Origin of the sequence: Flavobacterium restrictum (assembly GCF_007097245.1) — a bacterium.
In the GTDB taxonomy this organism is placed as follows: domain Bacteria; phylum Bacteroidota; class Bacteroidia; order Flavobacteriales; family Flavobacteriaceae; genus Flavobacterium; species Flavobacterium restrictum.
On sequence record NZ_VJZT01000006.1, the window covers coordinates 72,383 to 91,741 of the forward strand.

At 34.7% G+C, this 19,359-nt stretch carries 25 protein-coding genes; 15 read left to right on the forward strand and 10 right to left on the reverse strand.

What is annotated here, in order from left to right; all coding sequences use genetic code 11:
* Positions 1-103: 103 nt before the first annotated feature.
* The 7 genes from purE to FNW21_RS07520 all read right to left on the reverse strand — a co-directional run bounded on the left by purE (position 104) and on the right by FNW21_RS07520 (position 3,601).
* Positions 104-589 carry a 5-(carboxyamino)imidazole ribonucleotide mutase gene (gene purE, locus FNW21_RS07490; RefSeq protein WP_144256123.1) on the reverse strand — a complete coding sequence of 162 codons (486 nt, stop codon included), beginning with the start codon at positions 587-589 and terminating at the stop codon, positions 104-106.
* 12 nt (positions 590-601) lie between these two features.
* Complete coding sequence (locus tag FNW21_RS07495) at positions 602-940, reverse strand: type II toxin-antitoxin system PemK/MazF family toxin (protein ID WP_144256124.1); 339 nt, start codon at positions 938-940, stop codon at positions 602-604.
* A complete protein-coding gene (locus tag FNW21_RS07500) occupies positions 927-1,166 on the reverse strand; it encodes a hypothetical protein (RefSeq protein WP_144256125.1) in 240 nt (79 codons plus the stop codon). Before FNW21_RS07500 ends, FNW21_RS07495 begins: the two co-directional genes overlap by 14 nt.
* A 99-nt stretch (positions 1,167-1,265) precedes the next feature.
* The gene (locus FNW21_RS07505; protein ID WP_144256126.1) at positions 1,266-2,417 is read right to left on the reverse strand and encodes a 5-(carboxyamino)imidazole ribonucleotide synthase; all 1,152 of its coding nucleotides are present in this window, start codon (positions 2,415-2,417) and stop codon (positions 1,266-1,268) included.
* Positions 2,418-2,462: 45 nt separating this feature from the next.
* Positions 2,463-2,759, reverse strand: a complete 297-nt coding sequence (locus tag FNW21_RS07510; RefSeq protein WP_144256127.1) for a hypothetical protein — start codon at positions 2,757-2,759, stop codon at positions 2,463-2,465.
* Entirely contained in the window at positions 2,756-3,007 is a 252-nt protein-coding gene (locus tag FNW21_RS07515; protein WP_144256128.1) for a hypothetical protein, read from the reverse strand. The genes FNW21_RS07510 and FNW21_RS07515 overlap by 4 nt, the downstream gene beginning before the upstream one ends.
* Before the next feature lie 48 nt (positions 3,008-3,055).
* Positions 3,056-3,601, reverse strand: coding sequence for a hypothetical protein (locus FNW21_RS07520; RefSeq protein WP_144256129.1), 546 nt, complete (start codon positions 3,599-3,601; stop codon positions 3,056-3,058).
* A gap of 97 nt (positions 3,602-3,698) precedes the next feature.
* Here FNW21_RS07520 and hpt point away from each other — a divergent pair, with 97 nt between their 5' ends.
* From hpt to obgE, 4 genes are all read left to right on the forward strand, one after another.
* The gene (gene hpt, locus FNW21_RS07525; protein WP_144256130.1) at positions 3,699-4,229 is read left to right on the forward strand and encodes a hypoxanthine phosphoribosyltransferase; all 531 of its coding nucleotides are present in this window, start codon (positions 3,699-3,701) and stop codon (positions 4,227-4,229) included.
* Positions 4,230-4,265: 36 nt separating this feature from the next.
* Positions 4,266-4,838 carry an adenylate kinase gene (locus tag FNW21_RS07530; RefSeq protein ID WP_144256131.1) on the forward strand — a complete coding sequence of 191 codons (573 nt, stop codon included), beginning with the start codon at positions 4,266-4,268 and terminating at the stop codon, positions 4,836-4,838.
* Positions 4,839-5,024: 186 nt separating this feature from the next.
* On the forward strand, positions 5,025-6,299 hold the full coding sequence (locus tag FNW21_RS07535; RefSeq protein ID WP_144256132.1) for a hemolysin family protein: 1,275 nt from the start codon (positions 5,025-5,027) through the stop codon (positions 6,297-6,299).
* A 73-nt stretch (positions 6,300-6,372) separates the two neighbouring features.
* Positions 6,373-7,374, forward strand: a complete 1,002-nt coding sequence (gene obgE / locus FNW21_RS07540) for a GTPase ObgE (RefSeq protein ID WP_144256133.1) — start codon at positions 6,373-6,375, stop codon at positions 7,372-7,374.
* Positions 7,375-7,443: 69 nt separating this feature from the next.
* On the opposite strand, the gene FNW21_RS07545 is transcribed toward obgE, so the two are convergent.
* Positions 7,444-8,433 carry a glycosyltransferase family protein gene (locus FNW21_RS07545; protein ID WP_144256134.1) on the reverse strand — a complete coding sequence of 330 codons (990 nt, stop codon included), beginning with the start codon at positions 8,431-8,433 and terminating at the stop codon, positions 7,444-7,446.
* A gap of 168 nt (positions 8,434-8,601) precedes the next feature.
* Between FNW21_RS07545 and FNW21_RS07550 the strand changes: the two genes are divergently transcribed.
* The 9 genes from FNW21_RS07550 (at position 8,602) to FNW21_RS07590 (ending at position 15,925) form a co-directional block, all read left to right on the forward strand.
* A complete protein-coding gene (locus FNW21_RS07550) occupies positions 8,602-9,294 on the forward strand; it encodes a tetratricopeptide repeat protein (RefSeq protein WP_144256135.1) in 693 nt (230 codons plus the stop codon).
* A 199-nt stretch (positions 9,295-9,493) separates the two neighbouring features.
* Entirely contained in the window at positions 9,494-11,239 is a 1,746-nt protein-coding gene (locus FNW21_RS07555) for an ATP-dependent nuclease (RefSeq protein ID WP_144256136.1), read from the forward strand.
* A 15-nt stretch (positions 11,240-11,254) separates the two neighbouring features.
* A complete protein-coding gene (locus FNW21_RS07560; RefSeq protein ID WP_144256137.1) occupies positions 11,255-12,610 on the forward strand; it encodes a UDP-N-acetylmuramate--L-alanine ligase in 1,356 nt (451 codons plus the stop codon).
* A gap of 56 nt (positions 12,611-12,666) precedes the next feature.
* A complete protein-coding gene (locus FNW21_RS07565) occupies positions 12,667-12,978 on the forward strand; it encodes a GIY-YIG nuclease family protein (protein ID WP_144256138.1) in 312 nt (103 codons plus the stop codon).
* Positions 12,979-13,189: 211 nt separating this feature from the next.
* Positions 13,190-13,882 carry a RadC family protein gene (gene radC / locus FNW21_RS07570; protein WP_144256139.1) on the forward strand — a complete coding sequence of 231 codons (693 nt, stop codon included), beginning with the start codon at positions 13,190-13,192 and terminating at the stop codon, positions 13,880-13,882.
* Between the two features lie 16 nt (positions 13,883-13,898).
* Positions 13,899-14,585: a YjjG family noncanonical pyrimidine nucleotidase gene (locus tag FNW21_RS07575; protein WP_144256227.1), complete on the forward strand. Its 687-nt coding sequence runs from the start codon at positions 13,899-13,901 to the stop codon at positions 14,583-14,585.
* A 3-nt stretch (positions 14,586-14,588) separates the two neighbouring features.
* The gene (locus tag FNW21_RS07580; protein ID WP_144256140.1) at positions 14,589-15,350 is read left to right on the forward strand and encodes a hypothetical protein; all 762 of its coding nucleotides are present in this window, start codon (positions 14,589-14,591) and stop codon (positions 15,348-15,350) included.
* 45 nt (positions 15,351-15,395) lie between these two features.
* The gene (locus FNW21_RS07585) at positions 15,396-15,632 is read left to right on the forward strand and encodes a hypothetical protein (RefSeq protein WP_144256141.1); all 237 of its coding nucleotides are present in this window, start codon (positions 15,396-15,398) and stop codon (positions 15,630-15,632) included.
* Complete coding sequence (locus FNW21_RS07590) at positions 15,632-15,925, forward strand: type II toxin-antitoxin system RelE/ParE family toxin (RefSeq protein WP_144256142.1); 294 nt, start codon at positions 15,632-15,634, stop codon at positions 15,923-15,925. The genes FNW21_RS07585 and FNW21_RS07590 overlap by 1 nt, the downstream gene beginning before the upstream one ends.
* 57 nt (positions 15,926-15,982) lie before the next feature.
* On the opposite strand, the gene FNW21_RS07595 is transcribed toward FNW21_RS07590, so the two are convergent.
* Positions 15,983-17,260, reverse strand: a complete 1,278-nt coding sequence (locus tag FNW21_RS07595) for a replication-associated recombination protein A (RefSeq protein WP_144256143.1) — start codon at positions 17,258-17,260, stop codon at positions 15,983-15,985.
* A gap of 200 nt (positions 17,261-17,460) precedes the next feature.
* Positions 17,461-17,733, reverse strand: coding sequence for a hypothetical protein (locus tag FNW21_RS07600; RefSeq protein ID WP_144256144.1), 273 nt, complete (start codon positions 17,731-17,733; stop codon positions 17,461-17,463).
* A 229-nt stretch (positions 17,734-17,962) separates the two neighbouring features.
* Between FNW21_RS07600 and FNW21_RS07605 the strand changes: the two genes are divergently transcribed.
* Positions 17,963-18,673, forward strand: a complete 711-nt coding sequence (locus FNW21_RS07605) for a rhomboid family intramembrane serine protease (RefSeq protein WP_144256145.1) — start codon at positions 17,963-17,965, stop codon at positions 18,671-18,673.
* Positions 18,674-18,708: 35 nt separating this feature from the next.
* Positions 18,709-19,308, forward strand: coding sequence for a Uma2 family endonuclease (locus FNW21_RS07610; protein ID WP_144256146.1), 600 nt, complete (start codon positions 18,709-18,711; stop codon positions 19,306-19,308).
* Positions 19,309-19,359 lie beyond the last annotated feature (51 nt).

The following is a 19,359-nucleotide window of genomic DNA, read 5'->3' on the forward strand; positions in this document are numbered from 1 at the left end:
ATATATTGTTTTGTTACACAAAGATTCACAAAGCTAAACAGAGATTCACAAAATATTTTTGGTGCATCTTCCTGTATTCTTCGCGAATCTTCGTGAAATGTTTTTATTTTTTTAAACCCTCGGCGGCTTTATTGACGGCTGTTTTTAGACCTTCTTTGTAAAGAATTATTTTGTCTAAAACGCATTTGTCTGATGTTGCAATGATTTGGGCGGCAAGAATTCCGGCATTTTTCGCTCCGTTTAAGGCAACTGTGGCCACTGGAACGCCACCTGGCATTTGCAAAATCGACAAAACGCTGTCCCAACCATCGATAGAATTACTTGATTTTACGGGAACTCCAATTACGGGAAGTGGCGACATTGAGGCTACCATTCCTGGTAAATGTGCCGCTCCGCCAGCTCCGGCTATAATTACCGAAATGCCACGTGTGTGGGCATTTTTGCTAAAATCGAATAGTTTTTCGGGTGTTCTGTGTGCCGAAACAATATCGACTTCGGTTTCTATATCAAATCCTTGTAGGATGTCGATGGCTTCTTGCATTACGGGCATATCGGAGATGCTTCCCATTATTACGGCTACTTTGCTCATTTGTTTTTTTAATTAAAAATCTAAAACATTTTTTATATTTTCTTTGATTTTCGATTTCATATCATTGTTTAAAAATCCAATTTTTTTGACAAATCTCGAATTATCAATGGCTCGAATTTGGTCAATCATAATATCACTATTCTCGTTCAATCCGCAACTTCCTTTAGGGATTCGGATTCTTAAAACATCAGATTCGTTGTTAAGTTTGGTTGTAATTGGACAAATAATAGTGGAAGGATGTGCTATTTCGTTCAGAAGATTGGTTTGAACAATTACTACAGGTCTTACTTTTCCCGCTTCGGTACCAATTTGTGGATTCAAATCGGCTAGCCAAATTTCATATTGATTCATGTAAAGTGTCTATTTGTTCAAATTCTTTTAAAACTTCCATAGAACTTTCTGAAACTAATTTTGACTCAAAATGTAGCTTTTTTTGTAAAATAAGTCTGCTTTGCATTTTGTTGTAATATTCCAAAGCATCATTTATATACCTATTTCTTGGTTTTTTAATGGATTTGACAATGTTTTCTGTCTCACCGTAAATGGCGTCATCTATTTTTAAAGAAATTGTTTTCATAATAGTAAAAATTAATATTACAAATGTATATCTTTTTAGTATATACTTTTTATATTTTATGTTTTTTATTCAAGGTGTTAATTGCGACTGAACACTCAATTACTGACCACTGATCACTCTAATGGTATTCTTCACATCCTCCGCAATTCGCCTCGCTTCATTAATGTCTTCATTTACTATCGTAACGTGCCCCATTTTTCTAAAAGCACGCGTTTGTTTTTTTCCGTAGATGTGTGGCGTAACGCCATTCCAGCCTAAAATAGTTTCGATGTTTTCGTAAATTACATCTCCCGAAAAACCTTCGGCACCAGTTAGATTGACCATAATTCCAGCTACTTTACTGTCGGTATTTCCGAGAGGCAAATCCAAAATAGCTCTTAAATGGTTCTCGAATTGCGAAGTATAACTGGCCTCGATGCTGTAATGACCCGAATTGTGTGGGCGAGGAGCGACTTCGTTTACCAAGATTTCATCGTCTTCGGTTTGAAACATTTCGACCGCCAAAAGTCCCACGTGATTGAATTTTTCGGAAACGTTCAAGGCGATTGCTCTGGCTTTTTCGGCTAGGTTGTAGTCAATTCTAGCTGGACAAATTACATATTCCACTTGGTTGGCTTCGGGATGAAACTCCATTTCCACAACAGGATACGTTTTTATTTCGCCCGAAGGATTGCGGCAAACAATAACGGCCAATTCGTTTTTAAACGGCACCATTTCTTCGGCAATGCACTCTACGTTGGGTAAATTATCTAAATCTTCGAGGGTTCTAATGATTTTTACACCATTGCCATCGTACCCAAATTCGGTGCATTTCCATACAAACGGCAATTTTAGATTTTGGATTTTAGATTTTAGAATTTCTAGATTTTCAAACTTCTCAAAAGGAGCTGTTGGAATATTATTTGACACATAAAACTCTTTCTGGATTCCTTTATTTTGAATAAGTTTCAAGGTTTTTGGGGATGGATATACTTTTATACCTTCGTTTTCTAGTTTTTCCAAGGCTTCAAGATTGACCAATTCAATTTCGAAAGTCAAAACATCGACTTGTTTGCCAAAATTATAAACGGTTTCAAAATCCATTAAATCGCCTTGAAAAAAGTGATTACAAGCAATTTTGCAAGGTGCTTCGTCACTTGGATCTAAAACATAGGTTTGAACGTCGAATTTTCGGGTGTCAAACAAAAGCATTTTGCCCAATTGACCACCCCCAAGAATGCCTAATTTGAAATGGGAAGAGAAATAGTTCATTGAAATAGTTGTTTGCGCAAAGATAAACAAGATTTAAAACTAGGACTATAACAACTTCAAATAACTTTCGGGATTTTGGCGATTGTCTTTAAAAAGTAAAAATTCTAAACAATCCTTTTCCATATTGATTTTATAATAAAGGGAAGCGTTTTTGTGCAAAATAATTTCTCTAACGTTTTCATTATAAGGTTTTCTTAAATAATTATTTTCTAATAATAAGATTTCAATGTCATCAACCAAAGTTATAAAATCGGATTCCACGTCTTCGTTCCAAAGAAATATTAAAAAATCTAAAATTTCAAAGTAGGATTTTGTAGCCTTGTGTGACCAAATAATTTTCATTTGTAAGTCAATTTTCGACTTTCCATTCTTTCTTTTCTCATTTCCTTCATTTGCTCGCTGGTGTACGTTTTTCCCTCACGTACTTCCTCCTGTGACTTGATTAACAATTGATTCAGAATGTTTTGCCCATATTCTAACTCCCAACTTTTCATATTGTTTACATCGTCATAAATTCTGTCAATCATTTCCTCGGAATTTTCGTTCTGAATGTGTTCGATTAAGGCGGTTTTTTTTTCTTGAATGGTCATAATCAATGATTTTATGTAACAAATTTACAAAATAAATGAAAGGTATTTCTATTTTATTTTCTTCAAAATTTCTCGTGAAACCGCTTTGTAAGCAGCAGAATGATTGCGATACTCCTTTTCGAGAATAATTTTTAATTCAGGATGAATCCACTCATAATGGTTGCCCAAAAAATGCAAACTCCGCATCGAATAGCATTTTGTTGCCACTTTAGTATCCTTGAGTAACCAGTCGAAACAAACTTCGGTCAGGCTTTGCAATTGATTTTCGGTCAAGGATATGGCTCCATCTTTGAAATGGGAATTAACGAGTAGCAAACAAATTTTTGCCATTGGACGAATCGAACTTTCGTGTTCCAAGATTCCAATTTTTGAACAAAAAACATCCAAATAAGGCAATAACCAGTCTAGTTTTTCGTACGAAATACACTCTAAAATCCAACACGCTTTGTGCCCGTTTTTGTCCAAATTATCCAAGCTTATCCCAATTAATTCAGGATAAAAACTAGAATTATTCAAAACTAATCCAGCCAGAATTTGTCTGTTTTCCCTATGACCACTCCCATTTTTAAGTTTTGTTTGCAATTCCGAAAGCATTTCTCCTATTTTAATTTAAAAATACAAAAAAAGCAGCAATTATCGATTCTCAAATACGAATTCTGTATCTTTGCACCTTATTTCAAACACAAAAATAATGATACAACTACACGATAAACAATTTGTTCCGTTTATTTCTTCCAAAGAAATAGCATTTGCGGTTGCCAAAATGGTCAATCAAATAGAAGATGATTTTGCTGATGAAATACCCGTTTTTGTGGGTGTTTTAAATGGTTCTTTTATGGTCGTTTCTGATTTTATGAAATTATACAAATCCCCTTGCGAAGTTTCCTTTATCAAACTGGCTTCTTACGAGGGAACTGCCTCAACAGGCGCCATACAACAACTCATTGGTCTCAATCAGGATTTAACCGGTCGTTCCGTTATTGTCCTCGAAGATATTATTGATACCGGCAACACCTTGGTCGAATTAAAAGCGTTGTTCAAACAACAAAATGTAAAACATTTCAAAATTGCGACCCTCTTCTTCAAACCCGAAGCCTACAAAAAAGACCTCAAAATTGATTATATCGGGATCCGAATTCCAAACAAATTTATTGTTGGTTACGGACTCGATTACGACGGTTTAGGACGAAACTTGCCAGAAGTCTATCAAGTACAGGAATAAACATAAAACGAATTACAAAACACATACTACTTAAAAATGATTAACATTGTTTTATTTGGGAAACCAGGCGCAGGAAAAGGGACTCAAGCAGAATTCCTAAAAGAAAAATACCAACTCACACACATTTCTACAGGAGATGTATTTCGATACAACCTTAAAAATGATACCCATTTAGGTAAAGAAGCTAGAGTTTATATGGATGCAGGTGATTTAGTCCCTGACGAATTGACGACCAAAATGCTCATCGACGAAGTCAATAAGCACCCAGATACTAACGGCATTTTGTTCGATGGATATCCTAGAACAATCGCTCAAGCCCAAGCATTAGATGCTTTTTTGACCACAATAAACTCAAGCGTTGCCGCCACAATAGCCCTCGAAGCCGATGACGAAATCCTAGTAGCAAGACTCCTAGAACGTGGCAAAACAAGCGGGAGAATTGACGACCAAGACGAAGAAAAAATTAGAAATCGCTACCAAGAATACAACGATAAAACAGCTCCTTTAATGGGCTATTACAAGGAACAAAACAAGTTTCACGCCGTAAATGGTATCGGGACAATTCAAGAAATTACGCAACGTTTGACACAAGTTATTGATCAGTTATAGGAGCTAATCCAGCTGTACGTTACAAGTCCTCGTCCAAAAAACTATTTTTTCCTGTCCTAAAAGGAGCTTCCGCTGGTCGCTCTTTTAGGGCAGGAAAAATTAGTTTTTTGGACTCCGGGCTTTCCACTTCCATCTGGGCTAAAACCCAAATGGAACATAAAATAGAATTAACCAACAAATATAAAATTGGAAATACTAATAATATTTTTTCTAATACTCCTCAACGGAGTTTTCTCGATGTCGGAAATTGCATTAATTTCGGCTAGGAAAAATAGGTTAGAAACCGCCGCCAAAAAAGGGAATAAAAGTGCCAAAATCGCTTTGGATTTAGCCAATTCGCCCAATAAGTTTTTGTCCACCGTACAAATTGGGATTACCTTAATTGGGATTCTAACCGGAATTTACAGTGGTGATAAAATAACCATAAACGTAGAAAATTTTGTTAGAACCTATGCCGTTTTAATTCCTTACGCACATTCTATTGCCGTGGGAATTGTAGTAGTTACGTTGACTTTTTTCTCGCTAGTTTTAGGCGAATTATTACCCAAACGTATTGGTTTAAATCATCCCGAAGCCATTGCCAAAGCTGTGGCGTTGCCTATGAAAATAGTATCCATAATAACAGCTCCATTTATTTGGTTACTCACCACATCTACGGATTTTTTATTAGACCTACTTCAAATAAAACCCACCGCTGACGGGAAAGTAACCGAGGAAGAAATCAAAGCCATCATCAAAGAAGGCACCGAGGGTGGCGAAGTGCAAGAAATAGAACAAGACATTGTAGAACGCGTATTTCACATTGGGGATCGAAAAGTAAATTCCTTAATGACGCACCGCAAATCAGTAGTTTTTCTGCCTTTAAATTCAGATAAAGAGCAAGTTAAAGAGTTGATGTTAAAAGAGCTGCATTCTATTTATCCCGTTTATGGTGCTAATTATGATGATATTGTAGGAGTGGTCAACCTAAAAAATATTTTTGCTCATTTTGAAAACGATAATTTTAATTTAGCCAAAATAATGACCGAAGCTCCTTTTATAATGGAGCAAACCACCGCTTACAGAGCCCTTGAAGAATTCAAAAAAACAGGAATTCATTATGCTTTTGTTTCAGATGAATATGGTGTTTTTCAGGGCGTTATAACCTTAAATGATATTCTAGAAGCATTGGTAGGCGACGCTTCTGATTTTTATAAAGATGATTTTCAATTAATTGAACGAGAAGATGGCACTTGGTTGGTAGACGGACATTATTCGTTACACGATTTTTTAACGTATTTCGAGTTAGATGATTTGATAAATGATTATGAAGTAACCACTGTAAGTGGTTTAATTATGACTGAACTTTCTCATATTCCAAAGCAAGGAGAAAAATTGATTTGGCAAAAATTTGAGTTAGAAGTCATTGATATGGATGGCGTGAAGATTGATAAAGTACTAGTGAAAGCCTTAAAAAATTAAAATCGGATTGCAGTTTGCAGGTTTCAGTTCTGTATTGAAATCTAAAGTCTAAAGTCTAAAATCTAAAATTAAAATGACAGAAGGAAATTTTGTAGATTACGTAAAAATATATGTTTCTTCCGGAAAAGGAGGAAAAGGGTCTACGCATTTGCATAGAGAAAAATTTATCGAAAAAGGCGGCCCTGATGGAGGTGATGGTGGTCGTGGCGGACACGTTTTTTTAGTGGGAAACAAGGGACTTTGGACTTTATTTCACCTTAAATTTGCTCGTCACATCAAAGCAGGTCACGGTGGTGATGGAAGTGGCGATCGTAGCACAGGTGCCGATGGCGATGATAAATACATCGAAGTGCCGCTAGGAACGGTTGTAAAAGACAAAGAAACTGGGGAAACCTTGTTCGAAATTACCGAAGATGGCGAGAAACAAGTACTGTCTCGAGGAGGTAAAGGAGGATTAGGAAACTGGCATTTTAGAAGTTCGACCAATCAAACGCCACGCTACTCGCAACCGGGTTTGCCTGGGGTAGAAATGGACGTAATTCTAGAACTCAAAGTATTGGCAGATGTAGGTTTGGTAGGTTTCCCTAATGCTGGAAAATCAACATTGTTATCGGTTTTGACTTCGGCCAAGCCCAAAATTGCGGATTATCCGTTTACGACCTTGAAACCAAATTTAGGAATCGTGGCGTATCGCGATTTTCAATCGTTTGTTATTGCTGATATTCCAGGAATCATCGAGGGTGCCGCCGAGGGTAAAGGTCTTGGTCATTACTTCTTGCGTCATATAGAGCGCAATTCGACTTTATTGTTTTTGGTTCCTGTAGACACGCCAGACATCAAAGCCGAATACGATATTCTAGTCAACGAATTGACTAAATACAATCCCGAAATGCTCGACAAGGAACGCCTTTTGGTCATTTCAAAATGTGATATGCTTGATGACGAACTCAAAGCTGAATTGAAAGTACAATTAGACGTTGCATTCAAAGATATTCCTTATATGTTCATTTCCTCGGTAGCACAACAAGGCTTAACAGAGTTGAAAGATAAACTTTGGAAAATGTTGAATGATTAATTCAATATTTTAGATTACAAAAGAGGATTTCAGTTTTTGAAATCCTCTTTTTTTTGGCTTTTAATTATTTTAAACTTTATAGGTATCAAATAGAAATTGCAAGGTTTCTTGAATGTTGTTGGCTTTGATTTTTGGGTAAATAGGAGTGGAGTTTAACCAGTTTTCGATAACCAAATCAAAATCATTGCCTACTTCATAGAGCACAGGAACACCCATTTTATGCAGTGCAGCCGCATTGCATTCTTGCTCGTAATGGTTTTTGATGGGGATTGAAAGCACTTTTTTTTCTAAAAACAAGGCTTCGGCAGGTGTTTCAAAACCGCCACCTGTAATTATTCCATCGCAACTGATGAGACTTTGATTAAAATAGTCTTGATTTACGGGATAATACGTGATATTTTTTGAAGTGTATTTGGTTTTTACCGTGTCCAAAAACCAATGAAAGGCCGTGTTTGAGAGTTTATGAAACGCTTTTTCTAAACATTCTTTCTGAAAAGAGGGCAAATAAACGGTTATATGCCCTTCGTTTTTGGGTGTTGCGTTTGTAATTACGTCTTTGATAATGGGAGGATAGATAAAATCATCATATTTCTCAAAATGCAACCCGATATATTTGGAAGCTGGGGCATAATGCTTGAAAATAGTTTCGCCAATAAAATTTTTTTTGTCCGGTCGAGGTGTCAATTTGGATTCAAAACTTGCTTGATGTCCAAAAGAGACCGAATGTTTGTTTTGTAACTTGCAAGCGAGTGCCGTAATGGAATCAAAATCATTGATGATTAAATCATATTTTTCTAGAGGAAGAGCTCGAGCATCTTTATAGATTTGATTTGGTTTTACTTTTTTGGCAATATTCCAATAATCAAGTCCTCCACATTGGCTGTAATGCAAGCTGCACCCATTGCTACGGTATTTGATAGGAATAGTTGGGGTTAAGGACGAATAACTACCGCTTAAAAGAAAATCGACTTCGCCAAATTTTTGTAAATAAGGATACAATTGAATCGCTCTGCTAATGTGTCCATTGCCTGTTGCTTGTATGGCATAAAATATTTTCATTCGTTTTTTGTTGCCAAAATTAATCGGGTTGTGTTAGGACAATGTATTTTTAGTGTTACGAATGGTTTAGCTGATTTAAAAAAATAAAATCGCTTTTTTTTTGAAAACCTATGAACCTTTTACAAAACCTTAAGAAAGTGTAAGTTAAAATTTCCTTATTTTTGAACCATGAAACAAATTGTAACGCTATTTTTACTATTTCCACTCCTAATTTGGTCGCAAGTGAACTTTGATACCGCCGAAAAATTGTTCAAAGAAGAGAAATTTGATCAAGCACGCCCTCTTTTTGAAAGTATTGTAAAAGAAAATCCTTCTAACCTAAAAGCAATCGAATATTTGGGGGATATTGCGGGCTATTCTAAAGCGTGGGATAAAGCCATTGGATATTACAAAAAACTAAAATCCTTAAAACCCACCGAAGCCAATTATTACTATAAATATGGTGGCGCACTTGGAATGAAAGCTACCAAGGTCAATAAATTCAGGGCTTTAGGAATGATTGGGGAGGTAAGAAGTTCGTTTGAAAAAGCAATTGCACTCGACCCCAAACACATTGAAGCGCGTTGGGCATTGATAGAATTGAATTTGCAATTGCCAGGTATTGTGGGCGGAAGCCAGTCGGTGGCACTTAAATATTCCGATGAATTATTGAAATTATCACCTATTGATGGCTTTTTGTCCAAAGGGCATATCAACGAATATTTTAAACGCTACACGGATGCCGAGCAACAATATAAAAGAGCAATTGCCGTAAGTGGCTCCAAAACGAGCTATCAAATGCTGGCTAATTTGTATAAAAATAAAATGAATAATCCCGAAAAGGCAAAAGCAGTTTTAGACGAATATCAAAAAAAAAGATAAAAAACATTTTGAGGCAATTAATTCACCTTAATCTTCTTCATAAATAGATGGATTATTATAATCCAATATTATTTAGATAAAATAAATGACGAACAAATGGAAAAAACTAAATGAGGTTTATATATTTGTTACAATACACGGCTAATTTACATGACAGTATAAGGTGTAATGAAAATTTTTGATAAAACAAAGAGTAACTATGATACATAAACTAGTATTAAAAAATTTCAAACGAATAAAATCAGAAATATTTTTATTTAATGAATTTGATTTAATTGTTGGAGCAAATAATAGTGGTAAAAGTACAGCCCTACAGGCGTTAGCTATTTGGCAATATTGTGTAAATCAATTTTCAGCATCAAAAAGGAAAGGAAGCAAGGGTATTCAAGTTGTTTTGCCAAATTTTACAGCACTACCTTTGCCGGAATTTAACCTTTTATGGACAGATAGGACGGATAGAGAATATATTGCAGATGAATTAAAGTCAGGGAAAAAAGCACAAAAATTTATTTATATTGAAATCGATGTTTATTGGTATGATGAAAATCAAACCGAACAAAATTTCTGTGTGCAAATGAGATACCAGTCACCTCAAGCTGCTTTTGCAATTCCTCAAGGTGATTGGGCAAATTTTACTGAAAAAGTGAATCTGACAAGTTTTCCAAAAGTAGTATATGTGCCCCCTTTTTCAGGTTTAGAGCCTCACGAAAAGTGGATTGATGACGGTAATGTACGACAACAAATTGGCAAAGCACAGCCTGGTTCTGTATTAAGGAATTTATTGTATAGAGTTATTGATAGAGAAGATATTGAAATAAAAAAGAATGAAGATTGGAAAGAAATTGTAGAAAGAATAAAAGAGTGGTTTGATATAGAATTAAAAATTCCCTCTTATGAAAAGGGAATAAGCACCGAAATAATCGCGGAATATAAAGCGAATAAAAAAACATTTGATGTAATTTCTGGCGGTAGTGGTTTTCATCAAATTATAACACTTTTAGCTTTTGTTTATGGATATCCTGATGTTACAACGATATTATTAGATGAACCCGATGCGCATTTACATGTTAATTTACAGCGTCAAATAGTCAATTATTTTAAGTTGATTAACAAAAAACAGTTTATCATTGCAACACATTCTGAAGAGTTTATAAAGAGTGTAGAAATACCATCAATTCTATCAATGCTATCAGGTAAGCCCACAAGGGTTGTTTCTAATTATGAAGTTCTCCATGCTTTAAGTGAGATTGATAATATTGATGTTGTAAGAACGCAGTCTAGTCCTTTCATTTTGTATATTGAAGGTGAAGACGATGAAAGGTTATTATCTTCATGGGCTAATATTTTAAATAAAAAAAATATTTATGAGAGATTTTATCCATTTATATTAGGGGGGTCAACCAAAAAAGAAATGCAGGATAAAGCTGACAAACATTTCAGAGCTTTAAAACAAATTAATCCACTAGTAAAAAGAGCTATTCTACTTGACTATGATAGCGAAGAAGTTGCAATAAATCCAAAAGCAGACAACATCGTTTTAAATGAATGGAAGCGAAAAAATATAGATAATTATCTGCTTGTTCCTGATGCTTGGAAAAGAGCAGTTTGTTCAACATTAAATTTCGATTTTGAAAGTCCGAATTTGTACACGGTACCCTACATGAATTTAATAGATAATTTTTTTAGTAGCGAAAATTTAACCTTACCATTTAATTCTACTTGGAGGGAACTTAATGCTTCTATTTTTAAAGTATTGGATGGGAAAAAATTATTATTTGAAAACCAGAACTGTCTTTTTGAACAAATTAAGAAATTAAATAATGATGATTTAATAATTAATAGATTATCTGTTTCTAATAATATGAAAGAAACAGATTTACATCAAGATATTGTCAATTTATTTGACAATCTTTCTAGAATAATAGAAAATTCACAACAAGATTAATATTGAAATAAGAAAATGAGAACACATTTTATAGCCATTGGCGGCAGCGCGATGCACAACTTGGCTTTGGCATTGCACAACAAAGGGTATCAAGTTACAGGAAGTGACGATGCTATTTTTGAACCATCCAAATCTCGCTTGGACAAAAAAGGAATTTTGCCAGCTCAAATGGGTTGGTTTCCCGAAAAAATAACACCAGCTATTGAAGCCGTAATCCTAGGAATGCACGCCAAAGCAGATAATCCTGAATTGTTAAAAGCACAGCAATTAGGACTTAAAATTTATTCCTACCCCGAATTTTTGTACGAGCAATCCAAGAACAAAACCCGAGTAGTTATAGGCGGTTCCCACGGAAAAACGACCATTACTTCGATGATTTTGCACGTCATGCACTTTCATAACATTGAAGTCGATTACATGGTGGGCGCGCAACTCGAAGGATTTGACACGATGGTGCACCTTACCGATTCAACTGATTTTATAGTTCTGGAGGGCGATGAATATTTATCTTCGCCAATTGATAGACGTCCAAAATTCCATTTGTATCAGCCTAATATTGCCTTGATTTCAGGTATTGCTTGGGATCATATCAATGTTTTTCCTACTTATGATTTCTATGTAGAGCAGTTTGAAACCTTTATTGCCAAAATTACGAACGGAGGAATTCTAGTTTACAATGAAGAAGATCCGGAAGTGAAACGTGTTGCCGAAGCCGCCACAAATCCCATCCGAAAAATGCCGTACAGTACCCCAAAATATGAAGTAAAAGATGGAGTTACGCTTCTAGAAACCCCCGAAGGCTTAATGCCTATTGAAGTTTTTGGAGCGCACAATCTCAATAATTTGGCTGGAGCCAAATGGATTTGCCAAAATATGGGTGTGGATGAAGCTGATTTTTATGAAGCGATTGCCAGTTTTAAAGGTGCCTCCAAACGACTAGAAAAAATTGCCGAGAGCAAAACCAAAGTCGCTTACAAGGATTTTGCCCATTCTCCAAGCAAAGTTGCTGCCACTACCAAAGCCGTAAAAGAACAATATCCTAATAGAACCTTGGTAGCTTGTTTGGAATTGCACACCTACAGTAGTTTGAATGCCGAATTCCTAAAAGAGTACGAAGGCGCACTGGAATATGCCGATGTGGCAGTAGTGTTTTACTCACCCGATGCGGTAAAAATTAAGCAATTGGAAGAAGTAACGTATGAACAAATTGCCAAAGCATTTAACCGGGAAGATTTGATTATATATACGAATCCAGCGGAATTTAAAACTTTTTTATTCAACCAAAACCTGGAGAATTCCGCATTGCTATTGATGAGTTCCGGTAACTATGGCGGATTGAATTTTGAGGAAGTAAAGGGGTTGGTGGTATAATAGAATACATTGTTTGTCATTCCGTAGGAATCTTTTAAATAATTAAAATTATTGTCATGATTGAATACACTGAAGGAATTTACACGTTTTATGTTTATATTTTGACGAATAAAAACAGAACTGTTTTATACACAGGTGTAACTAATAATTTGAAGTTACGATTGCAACAACATGAAAGTAAATTAAATCCAAATAGTTTTACTGCACGATATAATTCACATTTTTTGATTCATTATGAAAAATTTACTTGGATTCAATTGGCAATTGAAAGAGAGAAGGACATTAAAAACCTTTCAAGAGAGAAAAAGTTACATTTAATAAAAGAAGCAAATCCCAATTTAGAGTTTTGGAATTATCATTTTAAATAATAGATTCCTACGGAATGACAAATTCGTAAATAGTATTTGTCCTTAATGCGTAAAATTTAGTTTTTTTTCCTAAACGATGTAGCGCTTTTGTCATTCCGTAGGAATCTCTTTTTTATTTTGTTAGAACAAATTAATTGGTATTGTAAAAGTCAAAAAATAAAATGCTTTCATTACTTTTAGCCTAATATTAATTATTCCTTTTCGTACAATAATGGAACAACCTAATTTCCCCATTACCCATTGGGCAGAAGACGACAAGCCACGAGAAAAACTGATGCTAAAAGGCAAAAGCGTTTTGAGTGATGCCGAATTAATGGCTATTTTGATTGGATCGGGCAACCGCAACGAAAGTGCTGTGGATTTAAGCAAACGCATCCTTGCCTCTGTGGAAAATAACCTTAATAGTTTGGGAAAAATGTCGCTTTCGCAATTGATGACTTTTAAGGGAATAGGCGAGGCCAAGGCTATTTCGATTATTGCTTCGATGGAATTAGCTCGCCGCCGCCGCACCGAGGAGGTGGTTGAGCTGACCAAAGTTACTTCTAGTAAAATCGTTTTTGAAGTCATGCAACCTCTAATAGGCGAGTTGTCTCACGAGGAATTTTGGGTTTTGTTTTTGAATAATTCCAATAAAATTCTCTTCAAATCCCAATTGAGCAAAGGCGGAATGACAGGAACCGTAGTCGATATTCGGTTGATTTTCAAAACAGCATTCGAACAAAATGCCGCTGCCATTATCCTAACGCACAATCATCCTTCGGGAAAATTAGAAGCTAGTGATGCTGATATCGAAATTACTCGAAAAATAAAAATCGCAGGAAAACATCTTACGATTCCAGTTTTGGATCACATTATCGTTACCGAGCACGGCTATTATAGTTTTGCTGATGATGGAATTTTTTAAATTAATTATTTTCATGATGATAAATAACATAAAAGATGTCTTCTTTGATTTAGACCACACCCTTTGGGATTTTGATAAAAATTCGGAAATGGCCTTTGCGACTATTTTCGAACAAAAGTATCCAAATCTTGCCGTGAATCTATTTATCGAAAAATATATTCCCATCAATCAAGCCTGTTGGAAATTGTACCAATACGATACCATTACACACGAGGAATTGCGTTACAACCGACTCAAACATTCCTTTGACGCCTTGAATTATTCCATTTCGGATGAAGAGATTGACCAAATGGCAAATGATTATATTACTATTTTGCCCGAAAATAATCATCTTTTTGAGGGTACTTTTGAAATTTTAGACTATTTGAATCAAAAATACCGTTTGCATATCATTACAAATGGTTTTGCTTCCGTTCAAGAAAAGAAGATTAAGAATTCGAATATTGCTAATTTTTTTCAAACGATTACAAATTCCGAGATGGCAGGTGTAAAGAAACCAAATTCTATTATCTTTGACTATGCTTTGAATTTGGCCAATGCCAAAAAAGAAACCAGCGTAATGATTGGGGATTGTATAGAAGCCGATGTTTATGGTGCTTTGAATGCTGGGTTGGAAGCTATTTTTTTTAATACACATAACGTACAAACCGATCAAAATATCAAACAAATCAACCACTTAATTCAATTAAAAAAATATTTATAACCCATGAAAAAGTATCTATTCGTATTCCTTTTTGCAGTATCCTATTGTTTTTCACAATCGGTAAATGACTATGAAACTGTTTTGATTCCTTTGAAATTTGATTTTACCAAATCCGAAAATCAATATAGATTATCGACTTTGTCCAAATTTAATTTGAATAAAGCAGGTTTTCAAGCATTTTATACCAGCGAAAGTTTGCCAAAAGCAAATAATGATAGATGCAGTTTGTTGTATTATGATGTGATTAAAGAAAAATCTTTTTTAACGACCAAATTGCATGTGGTTTTCAAGGACTGTAACGGTAAAATTGTTTTTCAATCGGTTAACGGTATGAGTAAAGAAAAGGATTATCAACTTGCCTACACCGAAGCTTTAAACGAAGCCTTCGAGTCTGTTTATGCTTTGCAATATAAATACAGTCCAGTTGCGAACACTTTGATTCCTGCTGTTCCCATCGTTCCTGCCGTTCCTGTGATAGCAGCTGTTGCAGTACCAGTAATCGCAATACCTACTAGTACTGCCGATTCAAAAGCGGAAATAACTAGTACTGATTTGCTGTATGCGCAACCATCTTCAAACGGATTTCAATTGGTAGATAGTACACCAAAAGTGGTTATCAAAATCTATAAAACATCCGTAAAAGATTATTATACCGCTGTAAAAGGAACGATTCAAGGCGTTTTTATTACCAAAGACAAGCAGTGGTTTTTTGAATATTACCAAGACGATAAATTAATTTCAGAGAAAATTTCGGTTAAGTTTTAGTTTTTTTGAGACGAAATGAATTATTTAAATTTAAAAAGAAAAGGTATGAATATAGCAACGCAACGTAATAATATTGTGCACAGAGTTTTAGATATAACGGATTCAGAATTGCTTAAAGAAATTGAAGAATTGCTTAATAAAAATGTTTTTACTTATACTGCCTCTGGAAAAGCACTTTCTGTGAAAGAATATAAAAATCATTTAGATAAAATATTGATTGCATCAGATTCTGGTACTTTGGGCTATTCTACATTAGAGGCGAAAAATAAAATTATACGCTAATGAAATTAGTGGAATGGTCAGAAGATTCTATATTTTCATTGCAATCTATTTATGATTATATTTTTATAGAAAGTCCTCAAAACGCAAATTTTGTTGTTGATACTTTACTTGATTTAGGAGAAAAATTAAATGTCTTCCCAGAAAAAAATCCAAAAGAACCACTTTATAATTCTGAAAAAATTAGATTTTTTCCAAAATGGAATTACAAAATAATTTATAGCATAGAAGAAAACAGAATTTACATACTTGATGTTTTTTCTACTTTACAACATTACCGTAGGATTAAAATATAATACCAATTGCTTATAGAATCAGATACTATTTCTATTCTAGTGTTTTTTTGGATTGCATTAATACCCATATTTACTTTTCCAGCGATTTCTCAAAAACTCCCGATTCGTATTTTCTCTCGAATTATTGCCAGGAACGTAAAAGGCAGTATTGCTCAAAGTATCGGGGAGAAATTCCTGATCGGCAAAATTATTGGCATAATCATGCGAATATTTGTATTCTTCGCCATAGCCTAATTCTTTCATCAATTTAGTCGGAGCATTTCGTAAATGAAGCGGTACGGATAAGTTACCTGTTTGTTTTACGGCTGCTTGAGCATTGCCAATGGCTAGATAGGAGGCGTTGCTTTTAGCAGATGTTGCTAAATAAATAGCGCATTGACTCAATAGAATTCGGCTTTCGGGATAGCCTATAATGGCCACAGCTTGGAAGGTATTGTTTGCCATAATAAAAGCAGTTGGATTTGCATTGCCAATATCTTCACTGGACAGAATTAGCATTCTTCGGGCTATAAATTTCACGTCTTCGCCTCCTTCAATCATGCGTGCTAACCAATATACGGCTGCATTAGGATCACTGCCGCGTATGGATTTTATAAATGCCGAAACTATGTCATAATGTTGTTCGCCACTTTTGTCATACAAAACGGTATTTTGTTGCACCAATTCAAAAACACGGTCGTTGGTAATGATGATTTCATCTTCATTGGAGGCGTTTACGACCAATTCGAAAATATTTAATAGTTTTCGTCCATCACCTCCTGAAAGTCGCAACAACGCTTCGGTTTCTTTTAATTGAATATTTTTTGATGCCATGTAAGCATCTGTTTGCATTGCTCGGGCTAGTAACGTTTCTAAATCTACTTTTGTAAATGCATTCAAAACATAGACTTGACAGCGCGAAAGCAAAGCGGGTATAACTTCAAAACTTGGATTCTCGGTGGTGGCACCTATGAGCGTAATCCACCCTTTTTCGACTGCAGCGAGAAGGGAGTCTTGTTGCGATTTACTAAATCGATGAATTTCATCAATAAACAATATGGGATTTTTGGAAGTAAATAAACCGCCACTTTGTTTGGCTTTTTCAATCACATCCCTAATGTCCTTCACACCAGAATTAATAGCACTCAGTACATAAAACGGACGCTTGGATTCTTGTGCAATAATTTGAGCCAAAGTCGTTTTGCCAGTTCCTGGTGGTCCCCAAAAAAGTAAAGACGGAATTATTCCTTTGGCAATTTGTTGGGTCAAAGAACCGTTTGAGCCAACTAAATGCAATTGACTGATGTATTCTTCTAGTTTTTGTGGGCGTATGCGTTCGGCTAGTGGTGCTTCCATTTTTTTAATCTTAAATCAAAAAGGGTTAGTTTTTAATCTGGAATCAAAAAGTAACTTTGGTAAAAATACTGCTTTTATTTGAAGCTACTATCAATGTTGGGTGTTTCGAAATGATTTTACGCAGTATATTTTTTTAAAGTCAAAAAAAAATCGTTTCAATTTTGAAACGAATTTTTATATGTATAAATGTTAACTTTTAATTAATTGCGAAGACCTGAAGTATTTTTTATTTGTTCTTCGTATCTTGTTACGTGATTTATCTTTTTAAGTTCTTCAATTACTTTTTTAAATCCATCATTCACAGCAACTTCAACAGCTCCTAAATTACCTTTTGCATCTCCTTTAATGTCTGATATTTTGGTATCAATACTGTCAAGGCGTGCTAATATCAATTCAAAACCAGCTGTAAGTTGATCCCCAATACTATCCACTTTGGTCTCTATCGCTGTTATTCTTAATTCATGATTATCCATAAAATAATTTATTCATGCAAATGTAACATAAAAATACAAACTTTTTCTTTAGATTGAATTTTATTTTGAATTTATGTAAATAAATTCGTTCGTTGTTTTTAGAGCTTTCAAAAGTGAATGTCTTGGTCTATATTTTATGCTCTCTTTTTCTAAATATGACAAAATAGCAGGTTTTTTTTTTGGATAAATTTTTGAATAAATCTTTTAAATCAAAAATCTAAAAGTTATAATGAGCGACAATCAATTTAAATATAGCAATTCTGTTATTGTAATCCCTCTTGTATTTGTTTTGAGTTTGTGGTTTGTTTTTTGGTTAGAAATTCGCTTTGACTTTGATTTTGATGAAAATGGAATTCTACCAAGAACATTTTCTGGTTTACAAGGAATTCTATTTAGTCCCTTTATCCATTCGGATGTAAGTCATTTGTATCATAATTCCATTCCTCTTTTGGTGTTACTAGCGGCATTGCGTTATTTTTATCGCCAGCAAACAGTTGTAGTTATTGGATATGGAATCTTATTTTCTGGTTTTATTACCTGGGTAATTGGCAGAGAGAATTATCATATAGGTGCCAGTGGATTGATTTATGTTCTGGTTAGTTTTATTTTTTTCAAAGGCATACAAACCCAGTATTATCGGTTGGTAGCACTTTCATTAACCATAATTTTAGTGTATGGCGGGATGATTTGGTATGCTTTTCCAAAAGTAGACGATACCATTTCGTGGGAGGGGCATTTGGCAGGACTTATTACAGGTTTCGTTTTGTCTTTATTATACAAAACTGCCGAGTACAAAAAGGTCGCAAAATACGATTGGGAGCAACCGGATTACAATCCGCTAGAAGACAAGTTTATGCAGCGATTTGACGAGAACGGGAATTTTGTAAATATACCTGTCCTAGAAGAAAATGAGATTTGTGATTTTGAAGAGATGAATTGAATTATTTTGTATTTTTGTAAGTATAAAATTTAAAAATGAGCACAATTATTACAAATATTAAGCAACTTGACTTAAAAGGGAGTTATACATACGCCGATTATTTGTTGTGGCAATTTAAGGATAGAGTTGAAATAATAAAAGGCAAGATTTTTAAGATGAGTCCAGCTCCAAGTCGTTCTCATCAAGACACTTCATGGTCGATAGCACGCCAGTTAGATAAAACATTTTACAAGACTACTTGTAAAATGTATACTGCTCCTTTTGATGTCCGCCTAATTAATTTTAAAGAAAGTACAAAGGATAATCAAATAACTTCGGTAGTGCAACCCGATTTGTGCGTTGTATGTGATATAAACAAACTTGATGATAAGGGGTGTATTGGAGCACCAGATTTGATTATTGAAATTCTTTCTCCTGGGAATTCGTATCGAGAAATGACTATTAAATTCGATTTGTATGAAGAGAACGGGGTAAAAGAATATTGGATTGTCAACCAATCTGATAAAACTATTTTGATTTATGTGCTAAATGAAAATAAATTCGTCGGTTTGAAACCAATCGTTGAAAGTGGTAAACTTGAAAGTCCAACATTTCCAACATTAAAGTTTAGTGTAAAAAATATTTTTAAACAATAGGTAATTGCGATAAGAGTTTTTGTTTTTTAGTTTTGCTAATACAAAAAAAAA